This is a genomic window from Burkholderia sp. BCC0397 (genome assembly GCF_902832865.1).
In the GTDB taxonomy this organism is placed as follows: Bacteria; Pseudomonadota; Gammaproteobacteria; order Burkholderiales; family Burkholderiaceae; genus Burkholderia.
Genome location: NZ_CADFDL010000005.1, coordinates 185,031 through 198,877, shown reverse-complemented (window position 1 = coordinate 198,877; position 13,847 = coordinate 185,031). Strand labels below are relative to the sequence as shown.

12 protein-coding genes are annotated in these 13,847 nt (G+C 68.6%); 2 read left to right on the top strand and 10 right to left on the bottom strand.

What is annotated here, in order from left to right:
• Nucleotides 1-14: 14 nt before the first annotated feature.
• From HWX03_RS18345 to panE, 5 genes are all read right to left on the bottom strand, one after another.
• Nucleotides 15-1,022 carry an ABC transporter permease gene (locus tag HWX03_RS18345; RefSeq protein WP_175872138.1) on the bottom strand — a complete coding sequence of 336 codons (1,008 nt, stop codon included), beginning with the start codon at nt 1,020-1,022 and terminating at the stop codon, nt 15-17.
• Nucleotides 1,009-2,529 (bottom strand): sugar ABC transporter ATP-binding protein, encoded by a 1,521-nt coding sequence (locus tag HWX03_RS18340; protein ID WP_175872137.1) that lies wholly within the window; start codon nt 2,527-2,529, stop codon nt 1,009-1,011. The genes HWX03_RS18345 and HWX03_RS18340 overlap by 14 nt, the downstream gene beginning before the upstream one ends.
• A gap of 62 nt (nt 2,530-2,591) precedes the next feature.
• Nucleotides 2,592-3,536: a substrate-binding domain-containing protein gene (locus HWX03_RS18335; RefSeq protein ID WP_175872136.1), complete on the bottom strand. Its 945-nt coding sequence runs from the start codon at nt 3,534-3,536 to the stop codon at nt 2,592-2,594.
• A gap of 120 nt (nt 3,537-3,656) precedes the next feature.
• Nucleotides 3,657-4,616, bottom strand: coding sequence for an AraC family transcriptional regulator (locus tag HWX03_RS18330; protein WP_175872135.1), 960 nt, complete (start codon nt 4,614-4,616; stop codon nt 3,657-3,659).
• A 241-nt stretch (nt 4,617-4,857) separates the two neighbouring features.
• Entirely contained in the window at nt 4,858-5,805 is a 948-nt protein-coding gene (panE, locus tag HWX03_RS18325) for a 2-dehydropantoate 2-reductase (protein WP_175872134.1), read from the bottom strand.
• A gap of 249 nt (nt 5,806-6,054) precedes the next feature.
• Between panE and HWX03_RS18320 the strand changes: the two genes are divergently transcribed.
• Nucleotides 6,055-7,608, top strand: a complete 1,554-nt coding sequence (locus HWX03_RS18320; RefSeq protein WP_175872133.1) for a methyl-accepting chemotaxis protein — start codon at nt 6,055-6,057, stop codon at nt 7,606-7,608.
• Nucleotides 7,609-7,631: 23 nt separating this feature from the next.
• Here the strand turns inward: HWX03_RS18320 and HWX03_RS18315 are convergent, their stop codons facing one another.
• Nucleotides 7,632-8,309: a response regulator transcription factor gene (locus tag HWX03_RS18315; RefSeq protein ID WP_174386823.1), complete on the bottom strand. Its 678-nt coding sequence runs from the start codon at nt 8,307-8,309 to the stop codon at nt 7,632-7,634.
• Nucleotides 8,310-8,684: 375 nt separating this feature from the next.
• On the opposite strand from HWX03_RS18315, the gene HWX03_RS18310 reads away from it, so the two are divergent.
• Nucleotides 8,685-9,176 (top strand): hypothetical protein, encoded by a 492-nt coding sequence (locus tag HWX03_RS18310; protein ID WP_175872132.1) that lies wholly within the window; start codon nt 8,685-8,687, stop codon nt 9,174-9,176.
• Nucleotides 9,177-9,203: 27 nt separating this feature from the next.
• Here HWX03_RS18310 and HWX03_RS18305 read toward each other — a convergent pair whose 3' ends face one another.
• From HWX03_RS18305 to HWX03_RS18290, 4 genes are all read right to left on the bottom strand, one after another.
• Nucleotides 9,204-9,710, bottom strand: coding sequence for a hypothetical protein (locus tag HWX03_RS18305; protein WP_174386821.1), 507 nt, complete (start codon nt 9,708-9,710; stop codon nt 9,204-9,206).
• Nucleotides 9,711-9,840: 130 nt separating this feature from the next.
• Nucleotides 9,841-11,238 (bottom strand): sigma-54 dependent transcriptional regulator, encoded by a 1,398-nt coding sequence (locus tag HWX03_RS18300; RefSeq protein WP_244132683.1) that lies wholly within the window; start codon nt 11,236-11,238, stop codon nt 9,841-9,843.
• 135 nt (nt 11,239-11,373) lie between these two features.
• The gene (locus HWX03_RS18295; protein ID WP_175872130.1) at nt 11,374-11,958 is read right to left on the bottom strand and encodes a hypothetical protein; all 585 of its coding nucleotides are present in this window, start codon (nt 11,956-11,958) and stop codon (nt 11,374-11,376) included.
• A 155-nt stretch (nt 11,959-12,113) separates the two neighbouring features.
• Complete coding sequence (locus tag HWX03_RS18290; protein ID WP_175872129.1) at nt 12,114-13,820, bottom strand: chemotaxis protein CheA; 1,707 nt, start codon at nt 13,818-13,820, stop codon at nt 12,114-12,116.
• Nucleotides 13,821-13,847: the final 27 nt, after the last annotated feature.

The window sequence follows — 13,847 nt, the reverse complement described above, 5'->3', positions numbered from 1 at the left end:
TGATAAATTGATCTTTACCGCGATCGTTCGCGGCTGATATAGATCGCGAGCAGGATGATTCCGCCCTTGATCACGTTCTGCACATACGGGTTCACGCCGATCATGTTCAACCCGTTGTTGAGCACGCCGAGCAGCAGCGCGCCGACCAGCGTGCCGAGGATCGCGCCACGCCCGCCTGAGATCGACGTACCGCCCATCACGACGGCCGCGATCGCGTCGAGCTCGAAGCCCACGCCCGCGTTCGGCTGGCCGCTCATCAGGCGCCCGGTCAGCACGATCGCGGCGAGCGCCGACGTGAGCCCGGCCAGCGTGTAGACGATCAGCTTCACGCGCGCGACCCGCACGCCGGTGAGCCGCGTCGCCTGCTCGTTGCCGCCGATCGCGTACACGTAGCGGCCGAACGGCATCCGGTCGAGCAACAGCCACGCGATCGCATAGACCACCAGCATGATCAGCACCGGCGCCTGGATGCCGAGCACCTTGCCGCTGCCGAAGAACGCGACCCAGTCGGGCAGCCCGTCGATCGGATAGCCGCCCGTGTAGATCAGCGCGAGGCCGCGCGCGATGCCCATCGTCGCGAGCGTGACGATGATCGGCGGCATCCCCGCGAACGCGACGAACACGCCGTTCAGGAAACCGAAGCCGAGGCCGACCGCGATACCGATCGCCAGCGCGGCGACCGCGTTGACGCCCGCGACCATCAGCCCGGCCGCGAGCGTGCCCGACAGCGCCATCACCGAGCCGACCGACAGGTCGATCCCGCCCGTCAGGATCACGCAGGTCATGCCGACCGCGATGATCGCGTTGATCGAGACCTGGCGCAGCACGTTTTCGAGGTTCGCGGCGGACAGGAAGCTCGGGCTCGCGATCATCATCGCGATGCACACGACGATGAGGCCGACGAGCGGATAGAACAGCGTCGAGCGGCGCAGTTGCGCCCACATCGCGCGGGGCGGCGGCGCATCGGCGGCCGTGGCCGCGAGCGTCGTGGAAGGCGTGGAAGAAGAATCAGGCAGGTTCATGGGTCGCTCCTCGCGTGCCGGCCGTGGCATAGGTCATGACCGTGTCGGGATCGATCTCGTCGCCTTCGAGCGTCGCCTCGATGCGGCCCTGCCGGAACACGGCGACGCGATCGCACATGCCGACGATTTCCGGCAATTCGGACGAGATCATGATGATGGCGTAGCCGCGCGCGGTGAGTTCGCGCATCAGCCCGTAAATTTCGGCTTTCGCGCCGACGTCGATGCCGCGCGTCGGCTCGTCGAAGATCAGCACCGACGTGTGATGGTTCAGCCAGCGCGCGATCACGACCTTCTGCTGGTTGCCGCCGGACAGCGTCGCGACCTCGGTGTGGATCGACGGCGCCTTCACGCCGACGCGCCGCATCACGTCGTGCGTCGTACGCGCCTCGCCGCGCCGGTCGATCAGCCAGCGCATCGACCGGTACTTGCCGAGGTTGTTCAGCGAGATGTTGTCGCGGATCGAGAACGACGTGACGAGCCCTTCCGTCTTGCGGCTTTCCGGCAGGATGCCGATACCGGCGCGCAGCGCGTCGGCCGGATCGGCAAGCTTCGCCGCCGCGCCGCGTACGCGCAGTTCCTTGCGATGCGCGCGCGTCGCGCCGATCACCGCGAGTGCGGTTTCCGTGCGGCCCGAGCCGACCAGCCCCGCGAAGCCGAGGATCTCGCCGGCCCGGAGCGCGAAACGGTTCACCGGGCCGTCGCGCTCGATCTGCAGCGCATCGACCTCGAGCACGGCCGGCGCGTCGGCCGGCAGCGCCGGCTTCGGCGGAAAGCTGCTTTCGATCCGGCGGCCGACCATCATCCGCACCAGTTGCTCGACGTCGGTGCGCGCGACGTCGGTCGTCGCGACGTACTGGCCGTCGCGCAGTACCGTGATGCGGTCGCACACGGCGAAAATTTCGTCGAGATGATGCGAGATGAAGATCATCGCGACGCCCTGCCGCTTCAGCTCGCGCATGATCGCGAACAGGTGCTCGGCCTCGGCCGGCGTGAGCGTGGCGGTCGGTTCGTCGAGGATCAGGATGCGCGCGTCGAGCGACAGCGCCTTGCCGATCTCGACGAATTGCTGCTGCGCGACCGACAGCGTGCGGATCGGCGCGTCGAGATCGATCGCCACGCCGAGCCGCGCGAAGATGGCCGCCGCGGCAGCGCGCATCCGCTTGCGGTCTCGCGCGCCCCAGCGGTTGCGCAGCTCGCGGCCGAGGAACAGGTTGTCGACGGCATCGAGGTGCGGAATCAGGCTGAATTCCTGGAACACGATGCCGACGCCGGCCGCGACCGCGTCGTGATAATCCGTGAAATGGCGCGCGGTGCCGTCGATCTCGATCGTGCCGGTATCCGGCTGGTGGATGCCGCACAGGATCTTCATCAGCGTCGACTTGCCCGCGCCGTTCTCGCCGAGCAGCGCATGGATCTCGCCGCGCGCGATCTCCAGATGAATGTCGGACAGCGCCTTCACGCCCGGAAAGCTTTTCGTGATGTGGCTGAGCCTGAGTATCGTGTCCATCGGCTTCTCCGTGCGAAGGGCGTCGGCCGCGCCGCCGCCCTTCGCGTCGCGTCGCACGTCGTTCACCAGCTGAAACCCTTCGCGTTGCCGCGATCGACGACCTTCACGTCGACCGGAATCGCCTTCGGCACCGTCGCGCCCCACTTGCGCGCGATCGCGATGCCGAGCGCGATGCGCACCTGGTCGGCCGGGAACTGCGCGGTCGTCTCGATGAACTTCGAGTTCGGCTTCTGGATCGCGGCGATCGCCTCGGGCGCGCCGTCGACGCTCGTCAGCTTGATGTCCTTGCCGGAACCCTCGATCGCGGCGAGCGCGCCCATCGAGCCGCCGTCGTTCACGCTGAAGATGCCCTTCAGGTTCGGATGCGCGGAGATCATGTTTTCGGTCACCGACAGCGCGGTCGCACGCTCCTGCTTGCCGTTCTGCGTGTCGACGAGCTTCACGTTCGGGAATTTCGCGAGCCCGGCCTTGCAGCCGCGCACGCGTTCGAGAATCGGCACGACCGGAATGCCGTCGAGGATCGCGACTTCGCCGCTGCCGCCGATCGCCTTCGCGAGGTATTCGCACGACATCACGCCCGCGTCGTAATTTTTCGAGCCGACGAACGAATCGACCGGGCCGTTCGCGTTCGCATCGACGGCCACGACCACCGCGCCGGCCTTCTTCGCCTGCGTGATCGCCGACTGGATGCCGGTCGAATCGGTCGGGTTCACGAGCAGGATGTCGATTTTCTTCTGCAGCATGTCCTCGACGTCGCTCACCTGCTTGCTGACGTCGTGATGCGCATCGGTAACGACGACCTGCGCGCCGATCGACGCGGCCGCGTCGTTCAGCGCCTTCTGCATCGTCACGAAGTACGGATTGTTCAGTTCCTGGAACGTCATGCCGATCCGCAGCGGCGCGGCGTGCGCGGCGGTGGCGGGCAACAGGGCCGCGACGGCGAGCGCGGCAACGACCGCCACGCGGGCGGCGCGGCGGGGGGAGGAAGCGGGCAATGCGTTCGTCATGACGGTGTCTCCAGAATTGTGTGCAGCTTTTTCGTGGGTGAATGCGCCCCTCGCGACGTGAGCGACGCGATCGGCTGGGTAAAACGACGGGGAAAACTCGGGCGGGCGGCGGCCCGGCGATCATCCGGGCTGCGGCGCGAGCTCGGGTGCACCGGGCGTCAGCACGCGCGGCGGCAGCGGGTTACCGGTAGGCGCCGCATGCAGCGCCAGCTCGCGGCTGCGCGCGTTCAGGCGCTGCAGCGCGCGGAATTCGGATGGCGCCATCCCCTTCACCGCGCGGAACTGGCGGTTGAAGTTCGACACGTTGTTGAAGCCGGCCTGGAAACAGATGTCGGTGATGCTCGCGTCGTCGGCGAGCAGCATCTGGCAGGCGGATTCAATCCGCAGACGATTCACGTACTGGACGAACGGCATGCCCGTGTGGCGATGGAACGCGCGAGAGAACGCGCTGACGCTCTGGCCGGTCAGTTGCGCGAGATCGGATTCGCGCAGCTCGGATGCGAGGTTCTTGCCGATATACGACAGCGCATGGCTGAGCCGCGTCGGCGTGACGTCGGCCTGATCGTATGCGGGGCTCGCGAGCAGCGTGCGTTCGGCCGCGCCGCACAGCCGCTCGAGGATCGTCATGAACAGCGCGATGCGACGCATGCCGCGCGCGGTCAACAGTTCGTCGAACAGCGGCGCGATCGCGGCGCTCGTCGCCGCGTCGAAGCCGACCCCGCGCCGCGCATCGTCGAGCAGCGTCTGCGCGTCGCGGCATTCGGGAAACGCATCCATGCAGCGGCGCACGAACGACGGATCGAACTGGATCACGAGATTGCGCCGCTCGACGGTTTCGCCTTCGGCCATGTCGCTGACCCAGTTGTGCGGCAGGTTCGGGCCGAGCAGCACGAGATGGCCGGGGCCGAACGAGCCGATGTGATCGCCGACGAAATACTTGCCGTGCGTCGCGACGATCAGGTGCAGCTCGAATTCGGGATGGAAATGCCAGCGGATCGTGCGATACGGATAGCCGTGCGACCAGACCTTGAACGACTCGTCGCGTCGCACTTCGACCACTTCGAGATCGGGGTGCATCATGTTGGCGTCTCCATTCCCATGTATCGCTGGCCGGCCTGTTCGGCTCGTTCGCGCGTCCGCCGGCGGTTTCGCACGGCGAGGCGGACCGGTCGCATGGGAAGCAATGTAGGTCGATCGCGCGCGCGGCTCCACCAACTTTACGCCTGATTTCCGATACTTTTTTGCGCAATCCGGCCGGAAATGGCGCCGGACGGCAAATTTGTTGCAGCGCGGAACGGCGCGGACGGCCGCCCGCGCCGGCTTACGCCGCCGCGTGCTCGCGTGCCGTGCGCGCCTCGTAGGCCTTCAGATGGTTGTACGCGATCCGCAGCAGCGACAGCGTATCGGCCGCCTGCGGGTCGCGCCGCGCGAGCAGGTCGCCGATCACGTGATCGGCTTCGACGCGCGCATGGTTCTCGACGTCGCGCAGCATCGATGCGGTCAGCGGCGACGGCGTCAGCACCATCCGCTGCATCCGCTCGCTGGCCGACGAGTCGGGCCGGTGGCCATTGTGTTCGGCGATCGCGCTGCATTCGGCGAGCATCGTTTCGAGCAGGCGGCGGCCGTCCGGCGCGGCGAGAATGTCGCCGATCGAACCGCGAAACAGCGACGTGCTCGCGGCGAGCGTCGCGAGGAACACCCACTTCTCCCACATCCGCGCGGCGATGTCGTCGCTGAGCGTGGCGTCGAAGCCCGCACCGCCGAGCACGTCGGCCACCGCGTGCACGCGCGGCGATTCGCCGCCGGCAAGCTCGCCGAACGATACGCCGTGCGTGTCGTTCAGATGCACGATGCGCTGCTCGCGATCGAGCGTCGCCGCGATCACGCACAACCCGCCGAGCACCTGCGCGGCGCCGAAGCGCTCGCGCAGCACGTCGAGGTGGCGCATCCCGTTGAGCATCGGCAGGATCAGCGTCTGCGGCCCGACGAACGGCGCGAACGACAGAATCGCATCGTCGAGGCTGTACGCCTTGCAGCTCAGCAGCACGAGATCGAACGGCGCGACGCCGGCGCCGGCATCGCCCGCGCGCACGGTCTGCACGTTCGCGAGCGCCAGGTCGCCGCGCGGGCTGCGGATCAGCAACCCGTCGCGCGCAAGCGCGGCCGCGCGGCCGTCGCGCACCAGGAACGTCACGTCGCGCCCCGCCGCGGCCAGCCGGCCGCCGAAGTATCCGCCGACCGCGCCGGCCCCTACCACCAGAATCCGCATCGTTGCCTCCTTTCGGTTTCGTTCGGTGTCGCGCTGCCGCCCGTGCGGGCGCGACGCACACACCATCGCCCGACAGTATAGCGGTCGCTGTTATGCATATGCATAGATGCCCGCGCCCGCATCGCGGGCATCGGGAAAAGACGGCGTCTAAGGGATTTCCCGCCTACGGCGACACGCATCGCGCGCCGTCAAGACACTTACCCCGTCACGCCGTCCCGGCGAGCTTCCTCGACTGACCGACCTCATACCATGCGCAACCTTTCCCTGAATCAGAAACTCGCCTCGATGATCGTCATCCTGTGGCTCGGCCTGCTCGTGATCGCCGGGCTCGGCGCATGGCAGACCCGCGCGTCGATGATCGCGGACCGCCGCGACCAGCTTGCGTCGCTGGTCGCGCAGGCCGCGAGCGTGACCGACCATTACTACAAGCTGTCGCAGCAGAACGCGCTGCCGGAAGCCGATGCGAAGCAGAAGGCGCTCGAGGCGATCGCCGCGATGCGCCACGGCGCCGACGGCTATATCTCGGTCAACGATTCGAAGCCGGTGATCGTGATGCATCCGATCAAGGCCGATCTCAACGGCAAGGACGTGTCGAATTTCACCGATCCGAACGGCAAGCACCTGTTCGTCGAGATCGTAAAGGCCGGCAACGCGGAAGGCGGCAAGGGCTTCGTCGAATATCTGTGGCCGAAGCCGGGCGCGGACAAGCCGCAGGAGAAGACCAGCGCCGTGGAGCGCTTCGCGCCGTGGGACTGGTATCTGGTGACCGGCATGTACATGAACGACGTGCGCTCGGCGGTGCTCGCGAGCATCGGCCGCTGGCTCGCGATGACGGCCGTGCTCGGCGCGATCGCGACGGCCGTGATGGTGCTGGTGCTGAAAAGCGTGCGCGCGAGCCTCGGCGGCGAGCTCGAAGCGGCGCTCGACGCCGCGCAGCGCATCGCGCAGGGCGACCTGACCGCGCGCGTGAGCGTGAAGCACGACGATCGCGGCAGCCTGCTGCATGCGCTGCACACGATGCAGGGCGGGCTGATCGACATGGTGTCGCGCGTGCGGATGGGCACCGAAAACATCAACGTCGGCGCGAGCGAGATCGCATCCGGCAACACGGACCTGTCGCAGCGCACCGAGGAACAGGCGGCCGCGCTCGTGCAGACCGCGTCGAGCATGGACGAGATGACCGCGAACGTGAAGCAGAACGCGGACAGCGCCACGCAGGCCGCGTCGCTCGCCGGCCAGGCCGCGCAGGTCGCGACGCGCGGCAGCGCGGTAGTCGACGACGTCGTACGCACCATGAACGAGATCACCGACCGCTCGCACAAGATCGGCGACATCATCGGCGTGATCGACGGGATCGCGTTCCAGACCAACATCCTCGCGCTGAACGCGGCCGTCGAAGCGGCACGGGCGGGCGAACAGGGCCGCGGCTTCGCGGTGGTCGCGGCCGAGGTGCGCTCGCTCGCGCAACGCTCGGCGACGGCGGCCAAGGAGATCAAGTCGCTGATCGTGTCGTCGAACGAGACGGTCCAGCACGGCGCGACGCTCGTCACGCACGCGGGCGAGACGATGGCCGAGATCGTGCAGTCGGTGCGGCGCGTCAACGAGATCCTCGACGAAATCAGCCACGCGTCGCGCGAGCAGAGCGCCGGGATCGAGCAGGTCAACCGCGCGGTGGGCGAGATGGACCAGGTCACGCAGCAGAACGCGGCACTCGTCGAACAGGCCGCGGCGGCCGCGCATTCGCTGCGCGATCAGGCCGAGGCGCTGCGCGACGCGGTGACGCGGTTCGCGTTGCCGGCCTGACAGCGCCTCGCCCCACCCTGCATTCACGCCGCGCTGCCCGCCCGCAGCGCGGCCTCGCCGCTACCGAGCCCCAGCCCCGCCGCGCGCTGGATCAGCTCGACGTCGTTGCTCGCGCCGAGCTTCTTCATCGCGCTGATCTTCTGCGCGCTGACCGTCTGCTTGCCCTTGCTCAGGCGCTGCGCGATCGTCTTGATCGGCACGCCCGACAGATACAGGCGAATCACCTCGATCTCGCGCGCCGACAGCTTCACGGGTGCGTCGCCGCGCGTGCCGAGCGCATCGACCGCTCGGCGAACGGACGGCGATACATAGGCCGCGCCGCTGTAGCTCGAATGGATCGCCGTGACGATATGGCCAACCTCGTCGAGCTTGCTGACGACGCTCACGCCGCCGATCGCGAAAATCGACCGGAAGATCAGCGGGTTCTCGTTCGCGACCAGCGCGACGATCCCGACGTTCGGCCGCGTGCGGCGCAGCCAGTCGAACAGCGCGAGGCCGTCCATCTGCTCGTCGCCGCGAATCGCGTAGTCGACCAGCACGACATCGCAATCGATGCCGCCGAGCGACGCGACCAGTTCGGCCGCGCTCCGGTAGACCGCGGCGAGCTCGATCGCGCAGGCGCCGCCGGCGATCTGCTCGATACCGGCCAGCGTCAACGGCCAGTCGTACGCGAAGACGATGCGAACATTGAATTTCCTCATGCGGAGTTCCTGGTGGTTCACCGGCCGCGCCACGTTGAACGGGCGACCAGTTGGGCGTTGAAAGGACATTCAGGCTATTTTTAGCCTGAATGTCGATTCTATGAACGTATGCGCGAGCGCGATATCGGACGGCGTACGAATTGGCTGCCGAAGACGTAATACGGGTTTGATATTTGCACCGGTTCAACACCCGGCGGCCGGCGGTCGACCGTCGCGGCATCGGCCCGATGGCCGGTGTTGCGCGCCGCACGGCCGGCCAGCAGGTAAAATTGCGCGTTTGCATGCCACCCCGGCCCGCCGGCGGCGAGCGACGCGCCGATGCCGGCCGCGCGCCACCGCCCGTTCGCCGGCTTGCCCGACCTCCCCGCTTTCCTCATGACCGATTCCGACCTGCAATCCGACGACACCTCCATCCACGAAGACGGCCTCTGGCGCGACAACGGCTGGACGGCCCGCATCATCAAGAACGAAGACGACGACGGCTGGGCCGTCGAGATGGTCAAGGACGGCGAGTCCGAACCCGCGCTCGTCGGGCCGTGGACCATGGGCCGCGACAAGAAGAACCCGAAGCCGATGGACGCGAACGCGTTCCGCACGCTCGTGAAGACCGCGACCGAAGTGCTGATGCGGCACGAACAGCAGCGGCGCGCGATGCTGCACAAGGAAGTGACGGTGCAGGACGAAACCGGACAGGATGTGTCGGTGACGCTCGACATCGTGCCGGACGAGTTCGAGCCGTATGCGCAGCTCAAGGCGTTCGATCCGTATGGCGGGCTGCTGGCCGAAGCGAAGGTGTCGGCCGGGTTCAAGCTCAACAAGGCCAGCGCCGAACGCTGGGCCGCGTCGGGCTTCGACCGGCCGGCATAGGGCCTGTTCACGCGCCGAAGCGCGCGATCAGGCGCCGGCGCCCCGCTCCGCGCGCGCAAGCCGGCGGGCGGCCAGCTTGCGCCGCACGAGGGCCTCGAACTGCGGCGTCGCGACCTCCGGGTCGCGTGCGGCCAGGCCCAGCAGGTTGCGCGCGAGCTGGATCGGCGTCAGCACGATGCCCCACGGCAGCCCCCACCAGCCGAGCGTGGCCGACGCGAGCAGCGCGACCGCCTGCTTCCTGCGGCCGCAGCGGCGGCAGCACACGTGGCGCCGCGTCGCCCAGCGCGTGACGAACACGAGCGACACGACGCGATGCGACGCGTGGACGTCGACCGGCTGCCCTTCGCGCAGGCAGATCGGGCATGGCCCGTAGCGCCAGTCGTCGACGTACTGCCGCACCTTCGCGTCGGGCACCCGTTCGGCCTCGACGACGACCGGATGCGCCTGTGCGCACACCGGACTGCAATAGCGGCGGCCGTCGATCGACCGACCGCCGACCAGGAACGTCCTGCCGCACTGACTGCACTCTGCCACGATGACCTCGGATAAGCGTGATGCGCCACGTGCCGGTTGCGCGCACCTCGATGCGCGCGCTCCGGCCGGGCCATTTCATGTTTTAACGGCTGCCGTCGCGAGGTCTTGAGCGGTCGCGCACCGCGGCGTGTCAGCCATGCAGCCCGTGCGCGGTCATCAAACGGTACAGCGTCGCGCGCGAGATGCCGAGCTCCGCCGCGACGTCCGCATGCTGGTGGCGGTGACGCAGCAGCGTTTCCTCGATCGCGTGCCGCTCGGCCTGCCGGCGCGCCTGCGCGAGCGTCGGCGGCCGCAGTGCCGTGTACGGGCGCAGTTCGAGATCGGCGGCCGAGATCAGCGGGCCGTTCGTCATCACGACCGCGAAGCGGATCCGGTTGATCAGCTCGCGCACGTTGCCGGGCCACGGATAGTTGTGGATCGCCTCGATCGCGCACGGCGTGAAGCCGCGAATCCGGTACGAGCCGTCGCCGCGATAGCGCCGCAGCACGTCATCGGCGAGCAGCATGATGTCGCGGCCGCGCATGCGCAGCGGCGGTTCGTCGATACGCAGCACGCACAGGCGGTAGTACAGGTCGGCGCGGAATCGGCCGGCCTGCATCGCGGCGTCGAGATCGACGTGAGTCGCCGACACGATCCGCACGTCGACCGGAATCGACGCATGTCCGCCGAGCCGCTCGATCTTGCCCTCCTGCAGGAACCGCAGCAGGCCCGCCTGGCTCTCGAACGGCATATCGCCGATTTCGTCGAGAAACAGCGTGCCGCCGTGCGCGGCCTCGATGCGGCCGATCTTGCGCTGGTGCGCGCCGGTGAACGCGCCGCGCTCGTGCCCGAACAGTTCGGCCTGCAGCAGCGTCGGCGGGATGGCCGCGCAGTTCACGGCGACGAACGGTGCGTCGGCACGCGACGACTGCCGGTGGATCGCCGCCGCCGTCAGCTCCTTGCCGGTGCCGGATTCGCCGGCAATGAACACGGTCGCCTCGGTGTTCGCGACCTTGCGGATCGTCGCGAACAGCCGGCGCATCGCGTCGCACGCGCCGATCATCGCGCTGCCGGGCGGCGGCGCCTCCGCGGCCGGGTCGCCGTCCGCGAGCTTCAGCATCCCGTATGCATGGCCGACGAGATAACCGATCGTCGTGTAGGCCGTCGCATTGCGCACGTAGTCGAAGCAGCACCGGCGGATCAGGCGCGCGATCGTGATGTTGCGCAGCCGCTCGCCGTCGGCGAGCGCGACCCAGCCGACGCGCGGGTCGCGCAGCAGCGCCTCGAACGACGCGACGTCCAGCGACGCGAAGCTGCCGAAATCGACGATGCCCGCATGCGGACGGTTCGCCTTGACGAGATTCAGCGCATCCGCCACGGTTTTGGCGCGCCACACGTCCCAGCCGCGCGACGCGAGCACATCGACGAGCGCGGCATCGTGTTGCTGCGACAGGTAGACGAGCGGCCGCGACGACGCGACATGGTTGCGCCGGACCGCGATGAACGGCAGCGTGCTCACCTCCCGTTCGAGATCCTGCGGGCCTGGCATGCCGAGCTGACAGCAATGGTTCACGATCGTCTCGCCCCATAAGGTTGTGTATCGAAGCGGCCGTTGGCCGATCGCGCGTGGCGGGGCCCATGGCCCTGCGGCGCGGCGCCGCTCCGTCCTCGAATCGATGCCGCGTTATCGGCAGAACACGACGCGCTGCATGTAGATCTGCGGCTCGATGACGGGCTTCGCCGATCCGTTGAGATCGTCGCGATAGGCGCGGTAGGTCTTGCCGTTGACCGTCACGTCCGACGCGCGGGCCGTCTCGATCCTGTCGAGCCCGGTGTGCCGCCATTCGTTCACCTGGTTCGCCGCCGTGACGCTCGACTCGCCCGCGATCTTCTGCGTGATCGCGCTGCCGTCGCTCCACGGTTGCGTCTGCATGTCCTCGGTGTGCTGCATCGCGCCGACCGTCTTGCCGGTCGACTTCGGCCCGTTCTGCGCGTCGAACGGCGCACCGCGGCCGTACACCGGCGATTGCCACGACGGCGCATGACCCGCTTCCGGCATCATGTAGACCATCTGCGGGTCGCCGATCATCATCATCGGCGCGCATGCGGTGTTGTCGGGACGGCCGAGCGTCGACAGCGCCTGCTGGACGCTCGCGGCGTTCGCGAGGGTCTGCTCGTTCAGGATGACGAAGACCGCGGGATTCTGGAAAACCGACTGCGCAGCGGCTTGCACGCTGGCCAGCAGCAAAGCGACCAAAAAGATCCTCATGGTTGAGGCCTCCTTGCATCCTCGTCACGCAAAAAGAGGTGTTGACCTCGGGGATGGGAGCAACACCCGTCAAACAGGAAAAGACTGTCGGGCAGCGAGCTCCGCGGCGGCCGTGCGACCGGCGCTCCGGTCGCACGGCAGGCCGGCCCGCATGCCTACGACGAGGTACTCGTCGAGATGACGGTCGGTGCCGGCGCGACCGGTGCAGCCGGTGCGGCCTGCTGGTCGACCGTGGCCGGCGACAACGCTTGCGCCGGATCGGTCAACGACGGCATGCCGGCGGCTCGTGCGGCCGCTATGCCAGCCGATTCGACCGCGTCCGGCACTTTCGCGTCCGCTGCCGGCACGTCGGCGGGCGCCGCGGCGACGGCAGGCTGCGCGGCCTCCGGTGCAGGCGCTTCGGCTGCCGGCGCCGCGACGACGGCAGCCGCCGGCATCGGTTCCGCAACCGGCGCGCCTGCGGCCTGCACCGGGTCGGTCGCGGCCGGCATCGGGTCCGGTGCCTTGTCGGCGACGGGCTGTGCAGGCTCGGGCGTCTTGTCCGCGACGGCCGGCACCGGCTCGGGCGCCTTGTCGGCAACTGCCGGGGCAAGCTCGGGCGCTTTGTCGGCGACTGCCGGGGCAGGCTCGGGCGCTTTGTCGGCGACTGCCGGGGCAGGCTCGGACGCCTTGTCGGCGACCGGCTGCGCGGGCTCCGGCGCCTTCGTATCGGCGACCGGTGCGGCAGGCGCCGGCGATGCCTTGTCCGCCACAGCCAGCGCGGCGATGACGGCGGCAGCCGGCACGGCGGCCATTGTGGCGGCCGGTACGACCGACGCTGCGGGCGCGGCAGCGGCGACGACGGCAGGCACCGCCGCAGCCGCAGGTGCCGCGCCCGCAGGGACTGCGGCGGCAACGGCCGGCGCTGCAACAACCGGTGCTGTAACTGCCGGTGCGGCTGCGGCAACAGTCGGCGTCGCAACGGCCGGTGCGGCTGCGGCAATAGCCGGCGTCGCGGCGGCCGGAGCGGCGGCGACAGGCGCCATCGCCGGGACCGGCACCGGCACCGAAACGGGCGCAGCGCGCATCGAAGCCGTCTCGACCGGGCGCGTCGGTGCGGGCGCCAGCGCGGCCGAGCCGAGCGGCGGCAGGCCCATCCGGTCGCGCACGATCGGATCGCGATACTTGATGTCGTCCGCGACGGTCGCTTCGACGCTGGGCGCCACGTTCGAACGCGCGAGCGGTGCGGTCGTGCCCGGGCACAGGTGCCCGGTCGCTTCCACCGCGCGCCGGTTCGCGTCGCTCTGGCACAGCAGCGCGAGCGCCACGTCGGTCAGGCCCATCGCACGGAATTCGCGCGCATCTAGACGCCGCACGCAGGCCTGGTCGACCAGCGTCGTGCCGCCCGTCGCACCGAACCCCGGGAACGACACGCCGACGCTCACCGAGCCCATGCAGGTATCGGACAGCGTGGTCGTGAGGCCGGGCGCCTGGATCGACGGGTTCGTCTTGATCGTCTGCGTGCCGGAGTAATTGACGTTTTCCGTCGCCTGGGTGTTGTACGGGCTGGTGCCCGGTGCGCTGGTCGCGAGCGCGTTCGTGCTCTGCGGCGTCACGTTGCCGCCGGCCGTGCCGGACGGCATCGTCACGTTGACGTTCACGCTCGAATTGCCGCTGCCGCGCACCCCGCTGGAGCTGCTGGCATTGCCGCCGCGCGAACTCGTCGTATTCGTGTTCATGCTCGAGCCGCCGCCCTGGCTGATCGCAGTCGACGATGTCGACGATTGCGCGCTCGACGTCGAATCGGCGGTTTGCGCGTGGGCACCGATCGTGGTCATCGCGAACATCGCCGCACATGCCACCTTGATCCTGTTGCTGTTCATTTCATTCTCCGGACGAGGTTTGACCTC

What these genes read in the sequence shown, in the direction of transcription:
- HWX03_RS18345 (WP_175872138.1), bottom strand. Translation starts at nt 1,022, where the DNA reads ATGAACCTGCCTGATTCTTCTTCCACGCCTTCCACGACGCTCGCGGCC.
- HWX03_RS18340 (WP_175872137.1), bottom strand. Translation starts at nt 2,529, where the DNA reads ATGGACACGATACTCAGGCTCAGCCACATCACGAAAAGCTTTCCGGGC.
- HWX03_RS18335 (WP_175872136.1), bottom strand. Translation starts at nt 3,536, where the DNA reads ATGACGAACGCATTGCCCGCTTCCTCCCCCCGCCGCGCCGCCCGCGTG.
- HWX03_RS18330 (WP_175872135.1), bottom strand. Translation starts at nt 4,616, where the DNA reads ATGATGCACCCCGATCTCGAAGTGGTCGAAGTGCGACGCGACGAGTCG.
- panE (WP_175872134.1), bottom strand. Translation starts at nt 5,805, where the DNA reads ATGCGGATTCTGGTGGTAGGGGCCGGCGCGGTCGGCGGATACTTCGGC.
- HWX03_RS18320 (WP_175872133.1), top strand. Translation starts at nt 6,055, where the DNA reads ATGCGCAACCTTTCCCTGAATCAGAAACTCGCCTCGATGATCGTCATC.
- HWX03_RS18315 (WP_174386823.1), bottom strand. Translation starts at nt 8,309, where the DNA reads ATGAGGAAATTCAATGTTCGCATCGTCTTCGCGTACGACTGGCCGTTG.
- HWX03_RS18310 (WP_175872132.1), top strand. Translation starts at nt 8,685, where the DNA reads ATGACCGATTCCGACCTGCAATCCGACGACACCTCCATCCACGAAGAC.
- HWX03_RS18300 (WP_244132683.1), bottom strand. Translation starts at nt 11,238, where the DNA reads ATGCCAGGCCCGCAGGATCTCGAACGGGAGGTGAGCACGCTGCCGTTC.
- HWX03_RS18295 (WP_175872130.1), bottom strand. Translation starts at nt 11,958, where the DNA reads ATGAGGATCTTTTTGGTCGCTTTGCTGCTGGCCAGCGTGCAAGCCGCT.
- HWX03_RS18290 (WP_175872129.1), bottom strand. Translation starts at nt 13,820, where the DNA reads ATGAACAGCAACAGGATCAAGGTGGCATGTGCGGCGATGTTCGCGATG.